We start from the raw sequence: 22993 nt of genomic DNA, 5'->3' as shown, positions 1-22993 counted from the left end.
CCCCGCGATCGCTGTGAACCGCCGGTCCCCCGGTGGCCCGAGGACCACCGGGGGACCGGCGCGGCCGGTGCGCCGGATCAGGCGTGCCGGCGGATCTCCACCGTGCGGAACCGGTTGGCGACGAAGGCGCCGTCGCAGTAGGCCGAGTTGGCGGCCGGGTTGGCGCCGGTGCCGTGCAGGTCGGAGAAGGCGGCGGTCTGGTTGGGGTAGACCCCGCCGGTGAGGTTGAGCGAGAGCGAGACGCCGGCGTCCAGCGCGGCCTCGACGAGCAGGGCCTCCACCTCGGGCGAGGTGGTGTAGCCGGTCGCGGTCATCGCGCCCTTCTCCCGGACGGTGGTGCGCAGCAGTTCCACGGCGGCGGGGGTGGACTCGACGGCGACGGCGAAGGAGACCGGGCCGAAGCACTCGCTGCGGAACACCGAGCGGTCGTCCGGCTTGTCGGCGTCCAGCTTGACCAGCGCGGGCGTGCGGAGGGTCGCGCCGGGGAAGTCGGGCGAGGTCACCTGGCGCGGGGCGAGGGCGAGTTCGCCGTACTCGCCGCCGGCCGCGGCAGCCGAGCGCTGCAGCACGCCCGGGTTGACCACGGCACCGAGGATGGCGGCGGCGCGGGCGTCGTCGGAGAGCAGGGCCTCGATGGCGGCGCCGAGGTCGGCGACCACCTCGTCGAAGGACTTGTCGCCCTGGTCGGTGCTGATGCCGCCGCGCGGGATCAGCAGGTTCTGCGGGGTGGTGCACATCTGGCCGCTGTAGAGCGAGAGCGCGAAGGCCAGGTTGCCCAGCATGCCCTTGTAGTCGTCGGTGGAGTCGATGACCACGGCGTTGACGCCGGCCTTCTCCGTGTAGACCTGTGCCTGCCGGGCGTTCTCCTCCAGCCAGTCGCCGAAGGCGGTCGAGCCGGTGTAGTCGATCATCTTGATCTCGGGCCGCACGGCGAGGGTCTGGGCGACGGTGCCGCCCTCGTGCTCGGCGGCCAGGCAGACCAGGTTGGGGTCGAAGCCGGCCTCGGAGAGCACCTCGCGGGCGACGGCGACGGTCAGCGCGAGCGGCAGCACGGCCCGCGGGTGCGGCTTGACCAGCACCGGGTTCCCGGTGGCCAGCGAGGCGAACAGGCCCGGGTAGCCGTTCCAGGTGGGGAAGGTGTTGCAGCCGATGAGCAGCGCGAGGCCGCGCGGGACGACGGTGAACTCCTTGGTCATCACCAGGGGTTCGCGCTTGCCCTGCGGCTTGGTCCAGCCGGCCTGCTCGGGCAGCCGGGTCTGCTCGGCGTAGGCGTAGGCGACGGCCTCCAGGCCGCGGTCCTGGGCGTGCGGGCCGCCGGCCTGGAAGGCCATGCCGTAGGCCTGGCCGGTGGTGTGCATGACGGCCTGGGCGAACTCGTGCGAGCGGGCGTTGATCCGGTGCAGGATCTCCAGGCAGACCGCGGTGCGCTCCTTCGGGGAGGCGGCGGCCCAGCCGGGGCGGGCGGCGAGCATCGCGGCGATCAGGGCGTCCGGGCCGGCGTGCGGGTAGGTGATGCCCAGCTCGATGCCGTACGGGGAGGCCTCGCCGCCGACCTGGTCGCCGTCGGTGGGGTGGCCGTCGAGGACGAAGGGCTTGCCGAGCAGGGCGTCGAAGGCGGCCTTGCCGTCCGCCGGGCCGGTCTCGCCGTATGCCTTCGGGAACTCGGGGTACGGGGACCAGTAGTCGCGCTTCGCGGCGGCGGCGAGCGCGGCGTCCAGGGTGGCCTGGTGGCGTTCGACCAGCTCGCTGACGAAGGGGTGGGTGACCGCTGCGGACATCTGTGCGCTCCTCAGGAGGGAGGACGGGACACGTCACAGGGTAACCGAACGATCGGTCGGCTCAAGAGGGTGTGCGGGGATCGGATCGCGGCGGGGACGACGGAGGGCGCGTCCTTGGTGGACGCGCCCCCCTGAGCTCGGTGCGGACGGCGGTCGCGGCACGCCGGGCTCGAAGATGCGGCGGTTTACGGCATGCCGGGCTCGAAGATGCGGCGGGTTACGGCACGCCGAGCTCGAAGATCACGTACCCGGCGTACCAGCCCGAGGCGATCGCGCCGGTGCCCAGCACCGCCGCCAGGACCGGCCAGCTGAGCTTGCGCATCCCCACCGCGAGCGCGATGAACAGCGGGAACGCCGGCAGCAGGTAGCGCGAGACGTTGCCGAAGATGCCCAGGCTGCCGAGCACCGAGACGATCGTCGCCAGCGTGTAGGCGGTCAGCACCAGCGGCGGCCGCAGCCGGAGCAGCAGCACGATCAGCACCGGCAGGCTGAGCACGATCAGGGTGGCCAGCAGGTCGGGCACCGGGAAGGCGAAGGGGTAGTCGTTGCGGCCCAGCAGCACGCCGCGGACCGAGTGCCAGGTGCCCTGTCCCCAGTCGAAGTAGTGCAGCCAGGCGTCGTGCTGCAGCCGGAAGTAGCCGCCCCACTCGCCCGTCCGCCAGCCCACCCAGGCCACGTAGCCGAGCAGGCCGACCGGGGCCAGCGCCATCGCCGCCAGCGGGCGCAGCACGCCGCTCTCCCGCCGGTACAGCTCGACCAGCGCGGCCAGCCCGACCGCGCCGATCAGCGCCGCCGCGGTCGGCCGGTTGAGTCCGGCGACCAGGGTGACCACCCCGGCCGTCACCCACTGCTTGGTCATCACGAAGTAGCAGGCCCAGGCGGCGAGGGCGACGAACAGGGAGTCCGAGTAGACCGCCCACTCGGCGCCCGAGCCCGGGGCGATCGCCCAGATCCCCGCCGCGATCACGCCCGCCCGGGGCCCGGCCATCCGGTCCACCACGGCGTAGATGCCGGCGGCGGCGAACAGCGAGGCCACGACCGAGACCAGCATCCCGGCGCCGTACAGGCCGAGCCCGGTGACGTCCGAGGTCAGCCGCATCAGGCCCGGGTAGAGCGGGAAGAAGGCGGCCGAGTTCTGCTCGATGGTGAAGCCGGGCAGCCCGCCGGGCACCGGCACCAGCGCGGGGTGGTAGCCGAACTGCGCGACCTGCTGGTACCACCAGCCGTCCCAGCTGGCCAGCACGTCCCAGGTGTTGGCGCCGCCGCCGAACCGGGCCGGCTTCTTCGCGTAGTCCCCGGCGAAGGACAGCAGCTTCATGAACACGGTGAAGCCGATCAGCTTCAGCACCGCGTAGCACCACACGGCCGGGCCGAAGCGGACGACCAGCGCGCGGGCGCGGTCCTGCCAGGTGTTCGGCACGCCCTCCGGCTCCTCGCTGCGCCGCTCGGGCGCGTCGGAGGAGACTGCCGGTATTGCGTTCATCAGCGGTGGACCCCAGCCTGCTGGACGTGGACGATCGTCCGCCGAATTCTAGGTGGTCCCCGCCGGGCCCGGCAGGGATCGGACGGCCGGGCGCGGGCCGGGCGGCCCGGTGCGGGACGGCGGAGTGCGGCGAGGCGCGGCGTGGTGCAGTGCGGGACGGCCGGGCGCGGGCCGGGCGGCCCGGTGCAGGGCGGCGGAGCGCGGGCCGGGCGGCCCGGTGCGGTGCGGCGCGGACCGGCCGACCCGATCGCGTGCCGGTCCGGGCGGCCGGGGATACTCGGAGGATGGCCGATCACACCACGCGCACCGCCTACACCGTCGAGTCACTGCTCGCGGTGACCGTCGACGTGTTCAACGAGCGCGGTTACGACGGCACCTCGATGGAGGACCTGTCCCGGGCGGCCGGGATCTCCAAGTCCTCCATCTACCACCACGTCCGAGGCAAGGAGGAGCTGCTGCGGCTGGCGGTGGGGCGGGCGCTGGACGGGCTGTTCGCGATCCTGGCCGAGCCGGCCGCGGTCGAGGGCCCGGCGGTGGAGCGGCTGGAGCACGTGGTGCGGCGCACCGCCGAGGTGCTGCTGGCGGAGCTGCCGTACGTGACGCTGCTGCTGCGGGTGCGCGGGAACACGGCCACCGAGCAGTGGGCGTTGGAGCGCCGGCGCGACTTCGACCACCAGGTCGCCGAACTGCTGCGGGCGGCGGTCGCGGACGGCGCGCTGCGCGCGGACGTGGAGCCGCGGCTGGCCACCCGGCTGCTGTTCGGGATGATCAACTCGATCGTGGAGTGGTACCGCCCGGGGCTGAAGGCCGCCGACGGGGTCGCCGACGCCGTGGTGCACCTGGCCTTCGACGGGCTGCGGGCGCGCTGAGGCCGCCGGGCGTCAGTCCGGCGGGACCTGGTCGGTCTCCTCGAACACCAGCATGGTTCGTGTGCCGAGCACCTGCGGGATGGACTGGATCCGGTTGAGCACCAGGTCCCGCAGCGCGTGGTTGTCGGCGGTGTGGACCAGCAGCAGCACGTCGAAGTCCCCGCCGACCAGGGCGATGTGGGCGACCCCGGGCAGCTCCAGCAGCTGCTCGCGCACGGTGCGCCAGGAATTCTGGACGATCTTCAGGGTGACGTACGCGGACGCACCCTGACCCGCCCGTTCGTGGTCCACCCTGGCGGTGAAGCCGCGGATGACGCCGTCCTCGACCATCCTGGAGATCCGGGCGTACGCATTGGCCCGGGACACGTGCACCCGCTCGGCCACCGAGCGGATCGAGGCGCGACCGTCCTGCTGCAGCAGCCGCAGGATCGAACGGTCGACCCGGTCGAGTCTGGACATCTGTTCAGCCGACATGACCCCCCACCCTCACCGATTGGACGCACTGCCACCAGTCGACCTCCGCTCGGGCCGAATGTCCACCACCTTGTCACGGTTCTGGTCAAGATGAACAGACGACCGAACAATCGGTAGGGAGCCCCCGCCACCCCTGGAGGTGCCCCGAGATGACCGTTCTCGACCACAGACACCACACGGTGGTACCCGGCTGGCTGCCCGGCGCCACCGCCCCCCGCACCGACCCCGCACCCCTCCTCCCGGACGTCTCCCCCGTCCGGGTGCTCGGCACCCCCGCCCTGGAGAAGTACGACCCGGCACTGCTGCGCGAGCTCTACCGCCGCCTGGTGATCGGCCGCCGCTACAACCAGCAGGCCACCACCCTCACCAAGCAGGGCCGCCTCGCCGTCTACCCCGCCTCCACCGGCCAGGAGGCCTGCCAGGTGGCCGCCGCGCTGGTGCTCGGCGAGCGCGACTGGCTGTTCCCCAGCTACCGCGACACCCTCGCCGTGGTCTCCCGGGGCGTCGACCCGCTGGAGGCGCTGACCCTGCTGCGCGGCAACGCCCACACCGGCTACGACCCGCGCGCCAGCCGGACCGCCCCGCTCTGCACCCCGCTCGGCACCCAGGCGCCGCACGCCGTCGGCCTGGCGCACGCCGCCCGGCTGAGCGGCGAGCCGGTGGTCGCACTCGCCATGCTCGGCGACGGCGGCACCAGCGAGGGCGACTTCCACGAGGCGCTGAACTTCGCGGCCGTGCTCCGGGCCCCGGTGGTCTTCCTGGTGCAGAACAACGGCTACGCCATCTCCGTCCCGCTCAGCGCCCAGTCCGCCGCGCCCAGCCTGGCCCACAAGGCCGTCGGCTACGGCATGCCGGGCCGGCTGGTGGACGGCAACGACGCGCCCGCCCTGCACTCCGTGCTCACCGAGGCGGTCGAGCGGGCCCGCAGCGGCGAGGGCCCGACCCTGGTCGAGGCGCTCACCTACCGGATCGAGGCCCACACCAACGCCGACGACGCCACCCGCTACCGCACCGAGCCCGAGGTGGCCGCCTGGCGGGAGCACGACCCGATCCTGCTGATGGAGCGCGCACTGCGCGACCTCGGCGGGCTGGACGACCGGCTGGTCCAGGACGCGGCCGACGAGGCGGAGCAGCTCGCGGCCCGGATGCGGGCCGAGTTCCACGCCGACCCGGAGCTCGACCCGATGGCGCTGTTCGCCCACGTCTACGCCGAGCCGACCCCGCAACTGCGGGAACAGGCCGCCCAGTTGTCCGCCGAGCTGGCCGCCGAGGCCGAGGTGCAGCACTGATGTCCCCGACAGCCGTCTCCGCGCGCACCGCCTCCATGGCGCAGGCGCTCAACTCCGCACTGCGCGACGCCATGCGCGACGACCCGGCGGTGCACGTGCTCGGCGAGGACGTCGGCCGGCTCGGCGGCGTCTTCCGGATCACCGACGGGCTGACCGCCGAGTTCGGCCCCGAGCGCTGCCTGGACACCCCGCTGGCCGAGGCCGGCATCCTCGGCACCGCGATCGGCATGGCGATGTACGGGCTGCGCCCGGTGGTCGAGATGCAGTTCGACGCCTTCGCCTACCCCGCGCTGGAGCAGCTGTTCTCGCACGTCGCCAAGATGCGCAACCGCACCGCGGGCAAGCTCCCGCTGCCGATCACCGTGCGCATCCCGTACGGCGGCGGCATCGGCGGCGTCGAGCACCACAGCGACGCCTCCGAGGCGTACTACACCAGCACCCCGGGCCTGCACGTGGTCACCCCGGGGACGGTGGCGGACGCCTACGGGCTGCTGCGCGCCTCGATCGCCTCCGACGACCCGGTGGTCTTCCTGGAGCCCAAGCGGCTGTACTGGGGGAAGGCCGAGTTCGACCCGGCCGCGCCGGTGGAGCCGATCGGCCGGGCCGTGCTGCGGCGCACCGGCACCTCCGCCGTGCTGATCACCTACGGCCCCTCGCTGCCGGTCTGCCTGGAGGCGGCCGAGGCGGCGCGCGCCGAGGGCTGGGACCTCGCGGTGCTGGACCTGCGCACCCTGGTGCCCTTCGACGACGAGACCGTCACCCGGGTGGTGCGCTCGATCGGCCGGGCCGTGGTGGTGCACGAGGCGAGCGGCTTCGGCGGGACCGGGGCGGAGATCGCCGCGCGGGTCACCGAGCGCTGCTTCCACCACCTGGCCGCGCCGGTGCTGCGGGTCACCGGCTTCGACATCCCGTACCCGCCGCCGATGCTGGAGCACCACCACCTGCCCGGGGTGGACCGGATCCTGGACGCGGTCGCCCGGCTGCAGTGGGAGGACTGAGGATGATGCCCGTCGTGCGGGAGTTCCGGCTGCCCGACCTCGGTGAGGGACTCACCGGGGCGGAGGTGGTCCGCTGGATGGTCGAGGTCGGTGACGTCATCGCGGTCGACCAGCCGGTGGTGGAGGTGGAGACGGCCAAGGCCGTGGTGGAGGTGCCCTGCCCGTACGGCGGGGTGGTCACCGCGCGGTACGGCGGGGAGGGTGAGGAGATCGCCGTCGGCGCGCCGCTGGTGACGGTCGCGGTGGCGCCGGCGGAGGGCGGTGCGCTGGACGGCGGGGTGCTGGACGGGCCGGGAGGCGCGTCCGCCGCTGTTCCCGCCGATGCTTCCGCCGCGGAGGTCGAACGGCCGCTGGTCGGGTACGGGGTCGCGGAGAGCAGGGGTGCGCGGCGGCGTCGGGTCGGCGGGGCCGGTCCCGCTGCGGTGGCCGCGCCGGCCCCGGTCGCCGCTGCTGCCGTTTCCGCTGCTGGGGCTCCTGCTGCGGCGGCTCCGGCGGCTCCGGCGGTTCCTGCCGGGCCGGCCGTGGTGCCGGTGATCTCGCCGTTGGTGCGGCGGCTGGCCCGGGAGCAGGGGGTCGACCTGGCCGCGCTCACCGGGAGCGGCCCGGACGGACTGATCATGCGTGCGGACGTCGAGCGGGCGGTCGCGGCCAAGGTGGCGGCTCCGGCGGTCACCGCGCAGGCCGCCGCTCCGGCGGCCGGGGCGGACGTCGTCCCGCTGCGCGGACTGCGCAAGGCGGTGGCCGACAAGCTCAGCCGCAGCCACCGGGAGATCCCGGCCGCGACCTGCTGGGTCGACGCGGACGCCACCGAACTGATGGCGCTGCGGCGGCAGTTGAACGCGACGGCGGGCCCGAAGGTGAGCGTGCTGGCGCTGCTGGCCCGGATCTGCACGGTCGCGTTGGCGCGCTTCCCCGAGCTCAACTCCAGCGTGACCGAGGACGGTTCGGGGATCGTCCGGCACTCGGCGGTGCACCTGGGCTTCGCCGCCCAGGGGGAACGCGGCCTGGTCGTCCCGGTGGTGCGGGACGCGCAGCGCCTCAGCACCGAACAACTCGGCGAGGAGCTGGGGAGGTTGACCGAGTCGGCGCGCAAGGGGTCGCTCACTCCGGCCGAACTGACCGGCGGTACGTTCACCTTGAACAACTACGGGGTGTTCGGCGTGGACGGCTCCACGCCGATCCTCAACCACCCCGAGGCGGCGATGCTCGGGGTCGGCCGGATCGTCGCCAAACCCTGGGTGCACGGTGGGGAGTTGGCGGTGCGCGAGGTGACCCAGCTGTCGTTCACCTTCGACCACCGGGTCTGCGACGGCGGCACGGCGGGCGGCTTCCTGCGCTTCGTGGCGGACTGCGTCGAGCAGCCGGGGATGCTGCTGCGGCAGCTCTGAGCCCGGTCCGACCAGGCGGTGATCGCCCTGGGTGTGCTGCTCGGCACTCAGGGCGACCGCCGATCGAGCGAGAGTAGCGCGTTCCCGGGCCGGGCGTCCGGGCTTCGCGTGATTTGTCGGATGAGTACTTCGGGCGTGCCACGCTGCCTAGGCATCAGCAGAGCCAAGCCAGGTGGTGGCGCAGGCCGGCCGGAGGCGAAACGATTCTCTTGGGTACTCGAAACGTAGCGGTGAAGCCCCGCAGAACACTTCTGATCCGCACCGGGCACGGCTCGGCGGGGGCCGCCTCCGTCCCGGGGCTTCCGGAGCTGCCGCCCCGGCCGGAGGCGGCCGGAACCCCGGCCGGGGAACGGTCCGTCCGCCCGCCGATGCCGCTGGACCCGCCGGACCTCCCGCCGTCGGCGCCGGCGGAGGCGCCGACGGCCGTCCTGCCGCGGGTGACGGACGCGGTACCCGCTGGGGGCGCCGCGCCCGCTGGGGCCGTCGCGCCCGCCGCCGACGTCCTTTCCACCGGGGGTGCCGGCCCCACCGGGGGTGCCGTCCCCGCGGGGGGTGACCTGCCTGCTGCGGGCGCCGCGCCCGCCCGTCCGGTGATCCCGGAGCGGCCCACCCAGCCGCCGACCGTACCCGCGCCGAGCTACCCGGCGCCGCCCTCGACCACCGGCACCGCCCCCGCCTTCCAGCCCCTGTTCGCCGACGCTCCGGGCCTCAACTGGTCGGGCCAGGGCGACCGGTGGAGCGAAGCCTGGGCCGCGCAGCCGCCCGCCGCGCCCCACCCCGGGCACACCTCCCACCCCGCCTGCACCTCCCACCCCGCCTGCACCTCCCACCCCGCCTGCACCTCCCACCCCGCGCACACGCCCGGCCTCCCGGTGGGGCATCCCGCCGACGCGCCCGACAGCGCTCTGCGGAGCAACCCCGCCGTCGACCTCCCGCTGACCTCGCACGACGTCGACCTGATCCTGGCCAGCCTCGCCGTCGTCGAACCGGTCGCCGACCGGGCGACCGCGCACTTCTACGCCCTGCTCTTCCTGCGCCACCCCGAGGTCCGCTCGCTCTTCCCCGCCGCCATGGACGTCCAGCGCGACCGGCTGTTCCGCACCCTGCTCGCCGCCGCCCGCGGCGCGGGGGACCCGGCGGCGCTGCGGGCCAGGCTGGGTGCGCTCGGCCGCGGCCACCGCCGCTACGGCACCCTGACCGGCCACTACGCCCCGGTCGGGGAGTGCCTGGTGCAGGCGCTGGCCGCGTTCGCGGGCAGCCGCTGGGACGCCGGTACCGAGATCGCCTGGCGCCGGGCCTACCGGCTGATCTCCACCACCATGATCGAGGCCGCCGAGGAGGCCGCCCGCACCTCGCCGCCCTGGTGGCAGGGCGAGGTGGTCCGGCACGAGCGCCGCACCCGGGACGTCGCGGTGATCACCGTCCGGCCGGACCAGGCCTACCCGTTCCGGGCCGGCCAGTACTGCAGCCTGGAGACGCCCTGGTGGCCGCGGGTCTGGCGGCACTACTCCTTCGCCTCGGCGCCCCGCCCGGACGGTCTGCTGACCTTCCACGTCAAGGCCGTCCAGGCGGGCTGGGTCAGCAACGCGCTGGTGCACCGGGCGGCCCCCGGTGACGTGCTGCGGCTCGGCCCGGCGGCCGGCGCGATGACCGTCGACCACACCGCCGGCGCCGACCTGCTCTGCCTCGGCGGGGGCACCGGCATCGCCCCGATCCGGGCACTGGTCGAGGAGGCCGCCGAGCACGGAGCGGCCGGTCGCAGCGTCGAGGTGTTCTACGGCGCCCGTCGTGCCGCCGAGCTGTACGAACTGGACGGTCTGCGCGAGTTGGCCGGGCGCAACCCCTGGCTGACCGTGCGGCCGGTGCTGTCCGGCACCGGTCCGGTCGAGGGCGCGCTGGCCGGTGAACTTCCGGAGGTGGTCGGCCGGTTCGGGTCCTGGGCCGGTCGCGAGGCGGTGCTCAGCGGCCCGCCCGCGATGGTCCGCCGCGGCGTCGAGGCGCTGCTGCGGGCGGGCGTGCCGGCCGGGCGGATCCGCCACGACCTGGTGGGCGACCTGGCGGCGGGCTGAAGCTCAGCCGAGGTCGGGAGCGAGGAGCGCCCGGATGCCCTCGATGTTGGCCGCCAGGTACGCCCGCAGCCGGGGCGGGACGACGTTCACGGAGGTGACGCCCTCGCGGGTGAACGGCAGCCGGACCACCTCGTACTCGCCGTTCGGATCCGACACCTCGGGCCCGTGCCGTCGGCTGAGGTCCATCGAGGCCAGTCGGCAGACGAAGAAGTGCTGGACCTTGACCCCGTGCGGGTGCGGCGGGGTGCCGTCGTCGGTCGGGGACCCCGGGGGGAGGGGGTGGCTGATGGTGTCGACGAAGGCGGGCACCACGTCCACAACCTTGGCGCCGAGCTCCTCGTCCAGTTCGCGGTGCAGCGCCTCGACCACCGTCCGGTCCTCGCGCTCGACCCCGCCGCCGGGGGTGATCCAGTACGGGTGCGGCGCCCCGGGCCGGACCCGCCGGATCAGCACGATCGAGGCCGGGCCGTACGGATCGTCCGGGTCCAGCTCCAGCAGGATCGCCCGGGCGGTGCGTTTGACGACCGGGCGCGGTGGCGGGGTTCGGTTGTCGGGGCCCATGGCGACCTCCGGGGCTGGAGCGTTGTGCGGGAGTCTCCCGCACCGGGCGGGGGTCGAAACGCCGACCCGGTCGGCTGGATCCGTCCCGGCCCGCCGGGGCGGGGCGGGCCGGCCCGGGTGGGCAGGGGCGGCCGGGGCCGAGCGGGCAGGGATTGCCGGCGCGGGGCGGGACGGGGTGGCCCGGGCAGGGCCGGGCGGAAGGGAGGTACTGGCGTCATGCAGCAGAGCACGGTCCAGGGGCACCTGGTGATGGAGCTGGTGGCCTCGCCCGAGGCGTCCGTCGGCGTCGCGGTGGAGCTGGCGTACGAGCCCGGCGACCCGTACGCCGTCCGGTTCACCTTCCACCCGCCCGGTGGGGCACCGGTCAGCTGGGTGTTCGCCCGCGAGCTGCTGGTCGCCGGCCTCAGCGGGCCCGCCGGCGAGGGCGACGTGCGGATCCGCCCGGCCGACGGGGAGCCCGGTGGGGTCCGCATCGTGTTGCACTCGCCCGAGGGGCGGGCCCTGCTGCGTGCGCCGGCGGCGCCGCTCACCGCCTTCCTGGCGCGCACCGAGCGGCTGGTGCCGATGGGGCGGGGACTCACCGAGCGGCAGCTCGAGGCCCTGCTCGCGGACCTCCTCGGCGGGGGCCGCGACGCGGGGTGAGGCCGGAACGGCGAAGGGGCCCGCACCCGGGCGGAACACCCGGGCACGAGCCCCTTCCGGGCCCGCGCACGACACCGTCAGTCGTCGTCCAGGGCCAGGTGCAGGCCCCAGGAGACCAGACTGATGATCAGCGAACCGACCAGGGCGGAGACGAAGTTGACCACGTGGAAGTCCAGCGACAGCTTGCTGGACGCCCAGGAGGTCAGCAACAGCATCAGGGCGTTGAGCACGAAGGTGATCAGACCCAGCGTGAGGATGAACAGCGGGAACGAGAACAGCTTCACCACCGGCTTGATCAGCCAGTTGATGACGCCGAAGACCACGGCGACGGCGAGCACCGTCAGGGCCTTGTGCTGCCAGTCGGCGCTGCCCTCGGCGAGTTGGATGCCGCTGACGATCCAGGCGGCGACCCAGATGGCCACCGCGTTGATCAGTGTCTTGATGACGAAACCCTTCATGCCGCCCAAGAGTGGCAGGGCCCGGCTCCCGGGGGAAGCTCCCGCCGGGAGCCGTGGTGTTGAATGCACCTGGTCCACGCGGTGGGCGGACGAGGGAGGACGCGGCGGTGAAGCTGTTCCGGCTGGACGAACTGGACGCCGAGCGGGCGGCCAACGACGGTGCGTACCTGCGGTTCCTGCGCGAACCGCGGATGTCCGCCGGGCTGTACGCGCTCTCCCCCGGCGACACCGACCCGCAGACCGCGCACGACAAGGACGAGATCTACCAGGTGATCAGCGGCCGCGCGGAGTTGACCGTCGGCTCCGAGACCGCGACCGTGGCGCGCGGCACCGTGGTGTACGTCCCGGCCGGCACCCCGCACCGCTTCCACCACATCACCGAGGAGCTGCGGGTGCTGGTGGTGTTCTCCCCGCCGGAGGACTGAGCGCCGGTCGCCCAGGTTGCCGGGCGTCCCGGTGGCCGGTCGTCCCGGTTGCCCGGGCCGGGCCTCCCCGGTTGCCCCGGTGTCCCCGGTCGCCGGTCCGCCCCGGGGACCGTTCGCTTAGGGTCGTCGCCATGAGCCGAAGCCTGACCGAGGAACTCTGGGCGTCGATCGAGCCGATCTACGCGGAGATCCTCGCCCACCCCTTCATCGGCGGCCTCACCGACGGCACCCTGCCGCGCGAGGCCTTCCGCCACTTCGTCGTCCAGGACTCCCACTACCTGCGCGACTACGCCCGCGCGCTCGCCGTCTGCGCCGCCAAGGCGCCCGGCGAGGAGGACGTCCGGGCCTTCGCCGACGACGCGGTCGGCGCGCTGGCCGCCGAGCAGGGCATGCACGCGGAGTTCCTCACCGCCTTCGGCGGCACCGCCGAGGAGGCCGCCGCCGAGCCGGTGCTGCCCACCACCCGCGCCTACACCAGCTACCTGCTGGCCACCGTCTACGGCGGGTCCTTCGCCGAGGCGCTCGGCGCGGTGCTGCCCTGCTACTGGATCTACGCCCGGGTCGGCGAGGCGCTGCTCGCCCAGGGCTCCCCCGACCCGCTGTACACGAAGTGGATCGCCACCTACGGCGACGAGGCCTTCCAGTCCGTGGTGCGCCGGGTGCTGGCGCTCGCCGACCGGATCGGCGAGGAGCTGTCCGCGGCCGAACGCCGCAGGGTGGTCGAGCACTTCAGGACGACCTCGCGCTACGAGTGGATGTTCTGGGACGCCGCCTGGCGCGGGGAGCGCTGGCCGGTCTGACCGCCGTCCGGGGGTGCCCGACCCGGTCCTCTAGGGGGTCACCCCGGGGGCGGGGATCGGGGGGATCTAGGGGTTCTCTCCGGGCCGTCGGGCCTCGTTCCGCCGCTGGGACCCCCGTACGATCGAAGCATCGACAGCAAGCGGGATGCGGCACCGGACGGCAGCCGACCCGAGGGGAGAAGAGGAACCGACATGGCCGAGCTCTGGAAGTCGCTGCCCTCCTGGGTGCGCAACATCGTCATCCCGGTGCTGGTCCTGGTGCTGGCCTGGAACCTCATCGCCTTCGTCTTCGGCGTGGTCGGCGCCCTGCTGAGCATCGTGATCAAGCTGCTGGTCGTGGTGGGCATCGCGGCCGCCGTGGTGATCCTGGTGAAGAAGGCCGCGCGGAGCTGACCCCGGCACCGCCCCACGTCCGGAGGCCCGGTACCCCGTCCACGGGGGCCGGGCCCCGGCCTTTTCCGGCCGGACCGCCGCCCGGGCCGTCTGGACCTGCGGCGACCGGCTCGCTACGGTATTGGGCGTCATGTGCAGGCAACACCGCCTGCGGACGCGGGAGCTCGGAGCACCGGGCTGAGAGGACGCTGACCGGGACGTCGACGGACGGACCGACGGCTGCGTCGACCGCAGGAACCTGGACCGGATAATGCCGGCGTAGGGAGTAGAGGTCAGATGACCACGTTCGAAGCACAGCCGCAGCCTGCCCCGAGCACCCCCAGCAGCGAGCGCACCGGCTACCCGAGCCCGGCCTGGCGCAAGGCCTACCGGAGCGGCTCCCGCCCGGACCTCCGGGTGCCCTACCGCGAGGTGCGGCTCACCGACGGCCGGGCCGTCCCGCTGTACGACACCTCCGGCCCGTACACCGACCCGGCGTACGAGCCCGACGTGCGGCGCGGCCTGCCCGCGCTGCGCGACGCCTGGATCCGCCAGCGCGGCGACGTCGAGGAGTACGACGGCCGGGAGCCGCGCCCGGAGGACGACGGGATCAGGCACACCGCGCCGCGCGGCGGCGACCTGCGCAACCTGGACGCCGTCTTCCCCGGCCGCCCGCGCCGCCCGCTGCGTGGCCGCGGCGGCGCCGCCGTCACCCAACTCGCCTACGCCAAGCGGGGCGTGGTGACGCCGGAGATGGAGTTCGTGGCGCTGCGCGAGGGCCTGGAGCCCGAGTTCGTGCGCGAGCAGGTGGCCCGCGGCCGGGCCGTCATCCCGGTCAACGTGAACCACCCGGAGGTGGAGCCGGCGATCATCGGCACCGACTTCCTGGTGAAGATCAACGCCAACATCGGCAACTCGGCCGTCACCTCCTCGATCGAGGAGGAGGTGGAGAAGATGACCTGGGCCACCCGCTGGGGCGCCGACACCGTCATGGACCTCTCCACCGGCCGCAACATCCACACCACCCGCGAGTGGATCCTGCGCAACTCCCCCGTGCCGATCGGCACCGTGCCGCTCTACCAGGCCCTGGAGAAGGTGGACGGCAGGGCCGAGGAGCTGAGTTGGGAGGTCTACCGGGACACCGTCATCGAGCAGTGCGAGCAGGGCGTCGACTACATGACCGTCCACGCCGGCGTGCTGCTGCGGTACGTCCCGCTGACCGCGGGCCGCAAGACCGGGATCGTCTCGCGCGGCGGCTCCATCATGGCCGCGTGGTGCCTGGCGCACCACCAGGAGAACTTCCTGTACACCAACTTCGCGGAACTCTGCGACATCCTGGCGCGCTACGACGTCACCTTCTCGCTCGGTGACGGCCTGCGCCCCGGCTCGATCGCGGACGCCAACGACGAGGCGCAGTTCGCCGAGCTGCGGACCCTCGGCGAGCTGGGCCGGATCGCCCGTGAGCGGGACGTCCAGGTGATGATCGAGGGGCCGGGCCACGTCCCGATGCACAAGATCAAGGAGAACATGGATCTCCAGAAGGAGATCTGCGACGAGGCGCCGTTCTACACCCTCGGCCCCCTCACCACCGACGTCGCCCCCGGCTACGACCACATCACCTCGGGCATCGGTGCCGCGATGATCGCCTGGTGGGGCACCGCGATGCTCTGCTACGTCACCCCCAAGGAACACCTGGGCCTGCCCAACCGGGACGACGTCAAGACCGGCGTGATCACCTACAAGATCGCCGCCCACGCCGCCGACCTCGCCAAGGGCCACCCCGGCGCCCAGGCCTGGGACGACGCCCTGTCCGACGCCCGCTTCGAGTTCCGCTGGGAAGACCAGTTCAACCTGGCCCTCGACCCGGAGACCGCACGGGACTTCCACGACGAGACCCTCCCCGCCGAGCCCGCCAAGACGGCTCACTTCTGCTCGATGTGCGGCCCGAAGTTCTGCTCGATGAAGATCTCGCAGAAGATCCGCGACGAGCACGGCGACGGCTCGGCCGCCGTCTCCACCGAGTTCGGCGCGGAGGCCGTGGCCGGGATGCAGGCCATGTCCGAGGAGTTCAAGGCCCAGGGCCACCGGGTCTACCTCCCGCTGGCCGACTGACGCGCGACGTGGCTCCGGAAGGCGCCGCTCCCCGGGACTGGTCTCCGGGGAGCGGCGCCCGTCCTTTCCGGCCCGGTCCAGGACGGCCGCTGCTATATTCAGAGGTGTTGTTGGCCTTATATGTCGGAGGCATGCATGAGCGTGACGACCATCGACCTGGATGATGACGCCCTGGCGAAGGCTCTGCGCTTCTCCGGAGGGGCGACCAAGAAGGACGTGGTGAACACCGCCCTCCGCGAGTACGCCGAGAGACACGAGCGTGCTGCTCGGCGTGCTCGGCACATGCAGGCTGCCCGGGAGTGGGACTACGAGGGCTGGCAGCAGCTCCATGACGCGGAGAAGCGGGGAGCTGAGTGATCCGGTACCTCGCGGACTCCACTGCCGTGTGGCGGCTGCTTCGCGAGCAGCACCTGAACGATGCATGGGGGGAGGACATCGATCTGCGCGTGATCGGGTCGTGCGCTCCCCAACGCACCGAGTTCAGGCGTTCCGCCCGCCACCTCGTCCATTACGAGCAGATGGGCGAGATGTTCGCCGACCTCTACCCCGACGTGCCCCTGCCGAAGAACATGTGGGGCTGGATCGAGTCCGCTCAGTTTCGGCTCGCCCAGAGCGGCGGAGCCGTCCGGGCGCTGTCCACCGTCGATCTGATGATCTGCGCCACCGCGGCCCACCACGGGTTGATCGTGCTGCACGACGACAACGACTTCGTCACCGCGGCCGGGGTGCTGACCGACGTTGTCCAACGCAGCGTCCGTGACGTTCCGCAGTAGGTGGGTCCGTTCGTCGCGCGGTGCTTGCTTCCACGTTCTGCTCGATGAGGATTCGCGACGAGCACGGCGACGGCTCGTCCGCCGTCAAGTCCGGCTACGACGCCGAGGCCCTGGAAGGCACGGCCGAAGTCGGCCGAGTTCGCGGCCCAGGGCCACCGGGTCTACCTCCCGCTGGCCGACTGACGTCGACGACGGCTGCGGCTCGGGAGTCCGGATCGGCTCCAGGGCCGCAGCCGTGTCCAGCGCCGCCCGGAGGGCTGGGCGGTGATCGCACCGCTTCCGAGCGCGCACGGGCGGTCCGGAATGACGTGGTACCGGAGGTGGGGCTCCGGCGCCGTCGGGCCGCGCGCGGTCCACGCCGCAGCCCGCGCCGCAAGGGGCTGGTGACGGTCGCTCAGGCGCCGGTCCCGCCGGGCGGACGGTCCCGTTGGGCGGGCACCCGCGGCGTCGTGTCGTCCCCGTCCCCGGCGAGGTGGCGACCGGGCGGGACGTCGGACCGGGCGCGCAGCGCGTCGGCCTCGGCCAGGGCCTGCGGGGACGGCGGGCGCGGTGTGTTCCGCCGGCAGGGCGGGGTGTCGGGGGCCGACACGGGGTGCCGCTCCAGTACGGCGACGGCGCTGTCGTGTTCGACGACCGTCAGTCCGGCCCCTTCGGGGGCGAGCGGGCAACGGGCGATGACGGCGCCCGCGGGTGTGGCGATGGACAGGTGGGGTTCGTCCAGCCACTGGCGGACCTCCACCGGGGCGCCGACCAGGTGGTCCGGCAGGGCGTAGAAGTTGCCGCGGAAGGGCACCAGGCCGTCGGCGGTGACGGTCCGGCCGGCGCGGACGCGGACGGGGTAGGGCGTGGGCGGCAGTTCCCGGAGTGCGGTGGCCGGGTGCGGGCCGCCGGCCGCACGGCGTGCCCGGTCGGAGCCCCTGGCGCGGTTGTCGAGGTGTGCGGCCAGCCGGACCAGGCCGTGCCGGGCGTCCTGGAGGGTGGTGTCGTCCGTCAGTCCGCGTGACCAGGAACGGAGGGCCTCGTCCAGGGTCCGGCGGGTGTGGGAACGGCGGTCGGCCGGCTGGCGGCACTCGACGCGCACGCCGTAGTGCCGGGCCACCTCGCCGAACACCGGTGTCACCCGGTCGGTCCTCGCGCACCACACGGCCGGCGTCCGGCCGAACCGCCAGCACCGGGGGGTGCCGCCGAGCCGCCTCAGCACGAGGTCGACGGCTTCCACGAGGTGGGGCAGGTCCTGGTCCTCCGCCAGCGCGACCGCCCAGCGGCCGAGGTCGCCGCCGACGTCCGGGCCGGGACCGCTGAGCGAGCCGATGAGCAGCCGTGCCCGGTTGCCGTAGCCCCAGCTCGCCGGTGGTACGGGGATCCGGAGCCAGTCGAACTCGACGGCCGTCCCGCTCGGTTCGGGAGCGGATGGGCTGCCCCACTCCGGGGCCGCCTCCTCGCACTGTGCGCAGCGCGGCCGTGCCCGGTGCCTGCGCAGGGCCCGGGTGAAGGTCGAGTAGCCGCCCGTGTAACCGAGGTCGACGACCTCGTCGAAGAGGATCGTCGCGGCGAGGTGGGGGTCCTCCGCGAGCCGTTGACGGCAGTACGGCAGGAACCGGAGGAAGCCGTCCTGGGAGGAAATTCGGATGCCCGGGATTCGCTCTCCGCGTAGATATGACCTCACTGTTTTTCGATCACGCCCGAGATGTCGGGAGATCATTATCGTCGACCATCCTTGGTGATGGAGCTTAACGGCTTCCCGATATTCCTTCCAGCTGAGCAAGAAGCCTCCCAGGGTCGAAGTCGGTACGACGTTAGTCGACGAATATGCCAAGGGCAAGCAGGGAACATAGCATTGAGAAGGGCGGTGAAACGTTTCTCTTGCGATTCTTTTGCATGGGGATTTTTGGCGAGCGGCGCCCGGTGGTGAGTATAGGATTACTCGCCGGGCCGCGTCGGGAAAGGTGCTCGACGGGATAAGATTGACCCCTCGCGCATTTATTCTGGGTAATTTGCCGAGCATCTCCGATATCGAATATGGAAGGACGCCCGGATGTCGTAAAACCGCTCCGCCCGCTCCTCGTTGAGGAACCCGTGACCTCACCATGCCTGCCCCACGCCCTGTCGGCCGCAGTCCGGGATCCGGTCGTTCCGCTCGGACCGTGGCTGTTCGTCCCCGACCGCCGGAACGCCGTGGGCGACGTGTCCACCGGCTACCTCTCGCGCAACGGCGAGCGGACCGTCCTGTCGCACACCTCGCGCCCGTTGGCCGACCTCGTGCGGAGGATCGGCCAGTTGGAGAGCGACTTCGCCGCCCGGATCGGGGCCCTGCTCTTCCCGGCCGAGTCATGACGGCGCCGGTCGCACCGGGATCCGCGGTGCGGGTCGGGGCCAGGGCCAGGAGCCGGACCGGGAGCCGGACCGGGCCACGGCCCGGTCCCGACGTGAGGAGCGTGCCGTGTACGACCGTGTGACCGATCTCCTCGGCGGGTACGGGGGCCACGGTTACGGCGAGCCGGGCGGCGGGGCCTGGACCGGCGCCGGTGACCACGAGGCGTCCCGTCCGGCGGACGACTGGTACGGCGAGGGTTTCACCCATGCCCTCAGCGCCGCCTACGGCGACGCCCAGGCGTTCCACTCCATCGTCACCTCGGCCGGCGGCTGGGGGACGGAGGCGCCGTTCGTACCGCCCCCGCGGGCACCGGTCGACCCACCGGACCCGACCGGGACCGGCCGACCCGCCGGCCCGCCGGCCTCCCGCCACCGCCGACGGTCCCCCTTCCCCCGGCCGGCCTGGCCCCAACTGATCAGCTCCCTGATCGGCGTGCTCACCGCGGTGACGGTGATCGCGGCCTGTGCACTGGGCTGGGTGTTCTCCTACGGCCCGCTGCAGGAGATGGCGTTCCCGCGCGTGCCGTGCGGCCTGTCGCCGTTGTGGCCGGTGGTCGTCTACGGGCCGTGGCTCGCGGGGTGCCTCTCTGTCCTGCGCGCCGTCCAGCACGGCCGCCAGCCGTTCCACTCCTGGGTCGTCGTCGTGCTCTTCTCCGGGATCGCGGCCGCGCTGTGCGTCGCCGACGTCTCCTGGACACCGTCCGCCGTCGTCGTCGCCGGGCTGCCCCCGCTCACCGGCGTCATCTCGCTCCACCAGCTGGTGCGCCAGCTCACCGCCGCCCGGGGTGCGCGTCAGCGGCTCGACCGCCCGGCCGGGCACCGGGCGCGCCGCTGACCGACGCGGCACGCGGGAGCGCCGCCCCGGTCCGACCCGGGCGGCGCTCCCGCGCGGTGGGGGTCGGGGGCGCCGTCCCGGCCCACCCCTGTCGGGCCGGGACGGCGCCTCCCGCTGCGAGGACGGCCGGTCAGCTCGTGGCGTCCTGGGGGTACCAGCGGAGCTCGACGGTGTTGCCGTCCGGGTCCTGGACGTAGAGGGAGACGGCGTCGCCGCGGGCGCCGTAGCGGCTGACCGGGCCTTCGAGGACGGTGAAGGCGCCGGAGTCGATGACCTCCTGCCAGTCGAGGGGCTCGACGGTGAGGCAGATGTGGTCGACGTTGGACTCGTGCCGGGGGCGGTGGAACAGGTCGATGATGGTGTCGCCGGTGACCCGGACGGAGGGGAACGAGACCTTGCCGGCCCGCCACTCGTCGACCCGGACGGGCTCCAGGCCGAGCAGTCCGGTGTAGAAGGCCAGGGACCGCTCGATGTCGCTGACGTTGAGGACCAGGTGGTCGAGGGCGATGACGCGCATGGTGATCGGCTCCGGTCGGGAGTGGCGGGTGGGAACGGGTTCCACGATCCTCCGCCCGCTGGCGGACATCAATGCCCGATCGCCGTACGATCGTTGAGCCTGACTTAATGATCGCGGGTTCAACGACGGGGGCCGACGTGCTGGAACGACTGGAGATCGAGGTCTTCCTCGCGCTGACCGAGGAGCTGCACTTCGGCCGGACCGCCGAGCGGCTGCACCTCAGCACCGGGCGGGTCAGCCAGGTGGTGAGGACGCTGGAGCGCCGGATCGGCGGCCCGCTGTTCGAGCGCACCAGCCGGTCCGTCCGGATCACCGCGGTGGGGCGCCGGCTTGCCGAGGACCTGGCGCCGGCGGTGGCCGCGATCGAGGAGGCGGTGCGCCGGGCGGTGGACGCCAGCTCGGGGGTGACCGGGGAGTTGCGGGTCGCGTTCCTCGGGGAGTGGACGGCGCCGGTGGTGACCAGGGCCGTTGCGCTGTTCGGGGAGCGCCACCCCGACTGCCGGGTGGACGTCCGTGAGGTGCAGCTCGCCAACTCCCGGTCCAGCCTGGAGGACGGCTCGATCGACGTGCTGGTCGCGTCCTTCCCCTTCGGTGGCATGGCCCTCGGGCCCGTCGTGCTCACCGAGCGGCGCGTCCTGGCCGTGCCGGCCGGGCACCGGCTGGCCGCCGAGGCCTCGGTGTCGCTGGAGGTGCTTGCCGACCACCCGGTGGTGCAGTACCCGGCGGTGACCTCGGTCGGTTTCAAGCGGGACCGCACGCCCGACCGCACGCCGTCCGGCCGCCCGGTCCCCGAGGGCCCGGTCGGCGGGACGTTCTCCGAGATGCTCAGCCTGGTGGCGATGGGCCGGGGCGTCCTGCCGGTGGGCGAGCTCTGCCGCCGGTACTACCCGCGGCCGGACCTCGCGTACGTCCCGATCCACGACGCCCCGCTGATCGAGCGGGGGTTGGTCTGGCGGCGGGGCAACACCACCGCGCGGGTCCGCGAGTTCGCGCGGGCCGCGGCGGACGTGGCGGACGTGGTGGGCGCGGCGGACGTGGTGGGCACGGCGGGCGCGTCCGCCGCCGAGGAGCCGGGGGCGGGGGCGGGTAGTACCCCGGTATGACGTCCGATCCGGCTCCCCGGTGTGACGATCGGCGGGGTGGTGCCGCGCCAGGATGAGGACAACAGCCGAGCGAGGGTGAAGGAGCCCGAGGATGTCCGCGATCCACCGTCAGTCCAGCACCGCCGTGGGCACCGTCGTCCGCGACGCCGTCCGGGCCGGACTGGCGCTGCCGGCCGGCGCGGTGGGGGCGGCACTGGTCCTGACCGGGCGGCCCGGGCGGGCCGCCCGGTGGCAGCAGCGGGTGTCCGGCGGCAGGGGCTGGACGGGCGGCCGGGTGCTGGCCCGGCTGGTGCTCGGCCTGCCGCTGGACGCGGCGGCGCTGGTCGTCGTCGGCTACGCGCTGTTCAACTCGGTGCGGAACTTCGGCTACCCGATCTGGTACCTGCACACCGACTACCACCACGCCTGGGGCGGCCCGACCATGGCGGGCGTGTGGACGGTGCACGCGCTGGGCTGGGCGCTGACCCTGTACGTGCTGCTGCGCTGGCCGGTGCGGTGGATCGCGAACGGCCAGCGGGCGCTGTCCGCCCGGCTGTCGGCCCGGCCGTCGACCCCGCCGTCGACCTCGCCGTCGGACGGCCGGCCGGCGCGGAACACCGGCGTGGCGACGGCGGTGCCGGCCGTCTGACCGGCGGAGGCCCCGGCCGCACGGCCGCGGCTCGGTTCAGCGCACGTCGTCCGGCCCGGTGAAGTCCGGCGAGGTGTAGCCGGGGACGGTGAAGTCGGGGGTGGTGAAGGCGGCGGGCCGGGCGGTGTGCCCCGCGGCGCCGGCGGGGTCGCCCGGGCCGGGGCCGGTGCGGCCGGGGCCGGTGCCGTCGGGGCTGCTGAAGTCGGGTGGGGTGAACCCGGGGCTGCCGAAGGCGGGGGCGGGGCGGCCGGGCACGGCCGGCAGGTGGGCGTGGAGGTAGGGCAGCAGGCCGCGGTCGCGCAGGGCGGTGCGCCATTCGCCGCGGGCTGCGGTGAGTTCGGCGGCCAGCTCCCGGTCGATGCCGGCCGGGACGGCCGCTCCGCCGCGTATGGCGGTGAGGAGCAGCCCGATGGTGCCGACGGCCATCGCGACGACCCCGGCGGCGAGCGCCACCCAGCCGGCGGTGACCAGGGAACCGGCGAGGGCGAGCCCGGAGTCGGCGGCGCGCAGCAGGTAGCCGATCAGCAGCAGCACCAGCGCGGCGGACCAGGCGAGGATCGGCGTGAGCACGGTGAGGACGGGGAACAGCCCGGCGCCGCCGTTGCCCGAGCGCAGCTGGCTGAGCAGTCCGGGGGCGTACGGCTCGGCGTCGGTCGGCGGTGGGGGCGTGGTGCGCAGGCTCTCGCGCAGCCCGGTGTAGTGGGCGTACTCGGTGGCGGCCGCGGCGTTGACGCGGTCGGCGTCCCGCAGCGCGCGGACGCGCAGCTGGTCGGCGGTGAGCGCGCCCGGGGCGCGCAGGGCGGCGAGGACGGTGCGGTCGCGCAGGGCTTCGCCGAGGAGGCGCTCGTACTCCGGGCGGTCCTCGGCGAGCAGCGGCGGGGGGTTGGACATGGGGACCCCGTTCATGCGGACCCCGACCGGCATCGAGGAAGGACGCGCATCGAGGACGCGGGGACCCTCAGGACGCCGAAACGGGCGCGGAGGCGGGCCGCCGGACGGGCGGCCGGGTGTGGTGTGCCTCATGGTAGGGGCGGGCGCGCCTGTGC

At 73.7% G+C, this 22993-nt stretch carries 24 protein-coding genes and 1 riboswitch; of the genes, 16 read left to right on the top strand and 8 right to left on the bottom strand.

The genetic code is table 11. The features are described from left to right. Window positions 1–77: 77 nt before the first annotated feature. Both paaN and ACGF07_RS06315 read right to left on the bottom strand, forming a co-directional pair. Window positions 78–1778, bottom strand: a complete 1701-nt coding sequence (gene paaN / locus ACGF07_RS06320) for a phenylacetic acid degradation protein PaaN (protein ID WP_392895923.1) — start codon at window positions 1776–1778, stop codon at window positions 78–80. Window positions 1779–1995: 217 nt separating this feature from the next. Then, window positions 1996–3261 (bottom strand): hypothetical protein, encoded by a 1266-nt coding sequence (locus ACGF07_RS06315; protein ID WP_392895921.1) that lies wholly within the window; start codon window positions 3259–3261, stop codon window positions 1996–1998. Between the two features lie 284 nt (window positions 3262–3545). Here ACGF07_RS06315 and ACGF07_RS06310 point away from each other — a divergent pair, with 284 nt between their 5' ends. Next, the gene (locus ACGF07_RS06310) at window positions 3546–4130 is read left to right on the top strand and encodes a TetR/AcrR family transcriptional regulator (protein ID WP_350739500.1); all 585 of its coding nucleotides are present in this window, start codon (window positions 3546–3548) and stop codon (window positions 4128–4130) included. 12 nt (window positions 4131–4142) lie between these two features. Here the strand turns inward: ACGF07_RS06310 and ACGF07_RS06305 are convergent, their stop codons facing one another. Continuing rightward, on the bottom strand, window positions 4143–4604 hold the full coding sequence (locus ACGF07_RS06305) for an Lrp/AsnC family transcriptional regulator (protein WP_392895918.1): 462 nt from the start codon (window positions 4602–4604) through the stop codon (window positions 4143–4145). Window positions 4605–4753: 149 nt separating this feature from the next. Here ACGF07_RS06305 and pdhA point away from each other — a divergent pair, with 149 nt between their 5' ends. The 4 genes from pdhA to ACGF07_RS06285 all read left to right on the top strand — a co-directional run bounded on the left by pdhA (window position 4754) and on the right by ACGF07_RS06285 (window position 10348). Beyond that, complete coding sequence (gene pdhA / locus ACGF07_RS06300) at window positions 4754–5893, top strand: pyruvate dehydrogenase (acetyl-transferring) E1 component subunit alpha (RefSeq protein WP_392895916.1); 1140 nt, start codon at window positions 4754–4756, stop codon at window positions 5891–5893. Continuing rightward, entirely contained in the window at window positions 5893–6891 is a 999-nt protein-coding gene (locus ACGF07_RS06295) for an alpha-ketoacid dehydrogenase subunit beta (RefSeq protein ID WP_392895914.1), read from the top strand. Before pdhA ends, ACGF07_RS06295 begins: the two co-directional genes overlap by 1 nt. A gap of 5 nt (window positions 6892–6896) precedes the next feature. Then, on the top strand, window positions 6897–8279 hold the full coding sequence (locus ACGF07_RS06290) for a dihydrolipoamide acetyltransferase family protein (RefSeq protein WP_392896073.1): 1383 nt from the start codon (window positions 6897–6899) through the stop codon (window positions 8277–8279). A 230-nt stretch (window positions 8280–8509) separates the two neighbouring features. Then, the gene (locus ACGF07_RS06285) at window positions 8510–10348 is read left to right on the top strand and encodes a globin domain-containing protein (RefSeq protein ID WP_392895912.1); all 1839 of its coding nucleotides are present in this window, start codon (window positions 8510–8512) and stop codon (window positions 10346–10348) included. Window positions 10349–10351: 3 nt separating this feature from the next. Here the strand turns inward: ACGF07_RS06285 and ACGF07_RS06280 are convergent, their stop codons facing one another. Next, window positions 10352–10909, bottom strand: a complete 558-nt coding sequence (locus tag ACGF07_RS06280; RefSeq protein WP_350745962.1) for an NUDIX domain-containing protein — start codon at window positions 10907–10909, stop codon at window positions 10352–10354. Window positions 10910–11125: 216 nt separating this feature from the next. Between ACGF07_RS06280 and ACGF07_RS06275 the strand changes: the two genes are divergently transcribed. After that, complete coding sequence (locus ACGF07_RS06275) at window positions 11126–11551, top strand: SsgA family sporulation/cell division regulator (RefSeq protein ID WP_392895910.1); 426 nt, start codon at window positions 11126–11128, stop codon at window positions 11549–11551. A 77-nt stretch (window positions 11552–11628) separates the two neighbouring features. Here the strand turns inward: ACGF07_RS06275 and ACGF07_RS06270 are convergent, their stop codons facing one another. Further along, entirely contained in the window at window positions 11629–12009 is a 381-nt protein-coding gene (locus ACGF07_RS06270) for a phage holin family protein (RefSeq protein WP_392895908.1), read from the bottom strand. A gap of 107 nt (window positions 12010–12116) precedes the next feature. Here ACGF07_RS06270 and ACGF07_RS06265 point away from each other — a divergent pair, with 107 nt between their 5' ends. From ACGF07_RS06265 to ACGF07_RS06240, 6 genes are all read left to right on the top strand, one after another. After that, complete coding sequence (locus ACGF07_RS06265; protein WP_392895906.1) at window positions 12117–12434, top strand: cupin domain-containing protein; 318 nt, start codon at window positions 12117–12119, stop codon at window positions 12432–12434. 131 nt (window positions 12435–12565) lie between these two features. Continuing rightward, the gene (tenA, locus tag ACGF07_RS06260; RefSeq protein ID WP_392895904.1) at window positions 12566–13234 is read left to right on the top strand and encodes a thiaminase II; all 669 of its coding nucleotides are present in this window, start codon (window positions 12566–12568) and stop codon (window positions 13232–13234) included. A gap of 192 nt (window positions 13235–13426) precedes the next feature. Then, entirely contained in the window at window positions 13427–13627 is a 201-nt protein-coding gene (locus tag ACGF07_RS06255) for a DUF5326 family protein (protein WP_350745953.1), read from the top strand. Window positions 13628–13773: 146 nt separating this feature from the next. Beyond that, window positions 13774–13909: riboswitch (TPP riboswitch) on the top strand. Next, the gene (thiC, locus tag ACGF07_RS06250; protein WP_392895902.1) at window positions 13904–15718 is read left to right on the top strand and encodes a phosphomethylpyrimidine synthase ThiC; all 1815 of its coding nucleotides are present in this window, start codon (window positions 13904–13906) and stop codon (window positions 15716–15718) included. Its footprint overlaps the riboswitch before it by 6 nt. Window positions 15719–15853: 135 nt before the next feature. Further along, complete coding sequence (locus tag ACGF07_RS06245; protein WP_392895900.1) at window positions 15854–16075, top strand: type II toxin-antitoxin system VapB family antitoxin; 222 nt, start codon at window positions 15854–15856, stop codon at window positions 16073–16075. Continuing rightward, complete coding sequence (locus ACGF07_RS06240; RefSeq protein ID WP_350745934.1) at window positions 16072–16491, top strand: PIN domain-containing protein; 420 nt, start codon at window positions 16072–16074, stop codon at window positions 16489–16491. The genes ACGF07_RS06245 and ACGF07_RS06240 overlap by 4 nt, the downstream gene beginning before the upstream one ends. A 394-nt stretch (window positions 16492–16885) precedes the next feature. Here the strand turns inward: ACGF07_RS06240 and ACGF07_RS06235 are convergent, their stop codons facing one another. Next, a complete protein-coding gene (locus ACGF07_RS06235; RefSeq protein ID WP_392895897.1) occupies window positions 16886–18496 on the bottom strand; it encodes an IS21 family transposase in 1611 nt (536 codons plus the stop codon). A gap of 71 nt (window positions 18497–18567) precedes the next feature. Between ACGF07_RS06235 and ACGF07_RS06230 the strand changes: the two genes are divergently transcribed. Next, on the top strand, window positions 18568–18825 hold the full coding sequence (locus ACGF07_RS06230) for a hypothetical protein (RefSeq protein WP_350745929.1): 258 nt from the start codon (window positions 18568–18570) through the stop codon (window positions 18823–18825). A gap of 106 nt (window positions 18826–18931) precedes the next feature. Then, entirely contained in the window at window positions 18932–19699 is a 768-nt protein-coding gene (locus ACGF07_RS06225; protein ID WP_350745926.1) for a DUF2637 domain-containing protein, read from the top strand. A 130-nt stretch (window positions 19700–19829) separates the two neighbouring features. On the opposite strand, the gene ACGF07_RS06220 is transcribed toward ACGF07_RS06225, so the two are convergent. Further along, window positions 19830–20216, bottom strand: a complete 387-nt coding sequence (locus ACGF07_RS06220; RefSeq protein WP_350748564.1) for a VOC family protein — start codon at window positions 20214–20216, stop codon at window positions 19830–19832. A 107-nt stretch (window positions 20217–20323) separates the two neighbouring features. On the opposite strand from ACGF07_RS06220, the gene ACGF07_RS06215 reads away from it, so the two are divergent. Both ACGF07_RS06215 and ACGF07_RS06210 read left to right on the top strand, forming a co-directional pair. After that, window positions 20324–21319 (top strand): LysR family transcriptional regulator, encoded by a 996-nt coding sequence (locus ACGF07_RS06215; protein ID WP_392895895.1) that lies wholly within the window; start codon window positions 20324–20326, stop codon window positions 21317–21319. Between the two features lie 91 nt (window positions 21320–21410). Then, on the top strand, window positions 21411–21947 hold the full coding sequence (locus ACGF07_RS06210) for a hypothetical protein (protein ID WP_392895893.1): 537 nt from the start codon (window positions 21411–21413) through the stop codon (window positions 21945–21947). A gap of 36 nt (window positions 21948–21983) precedes the next feature. Here the strand turns inward: ACGF07_RS06210 and ACGF07_RS06205 are convergent, their stop codons facing one another. Next, window positions 21984–22838, bottom strand: a complete 855-nt coding sequence (locus tag ACGF07_RS06205; RefSeq protein ID WP_392895891.1) for a hypothetical protein — start codon at window positions 22836–22838, stop codon at window positions 21984–21986. Window positions 22839–22993 lie beyond the last annotated feature (155 nt).

The organism is Kitasatospora sp. NPDC048194 (genome assembly GCF_043202455.1).
GTDB lineage: Bacteria > Actinomycetota > Actinomycetes > Streptomycetales > Streptomycetaceae > Kitasatospora.
This window is presented reverse-complemented; position numbering and strand designations above follow the sequence as displayed.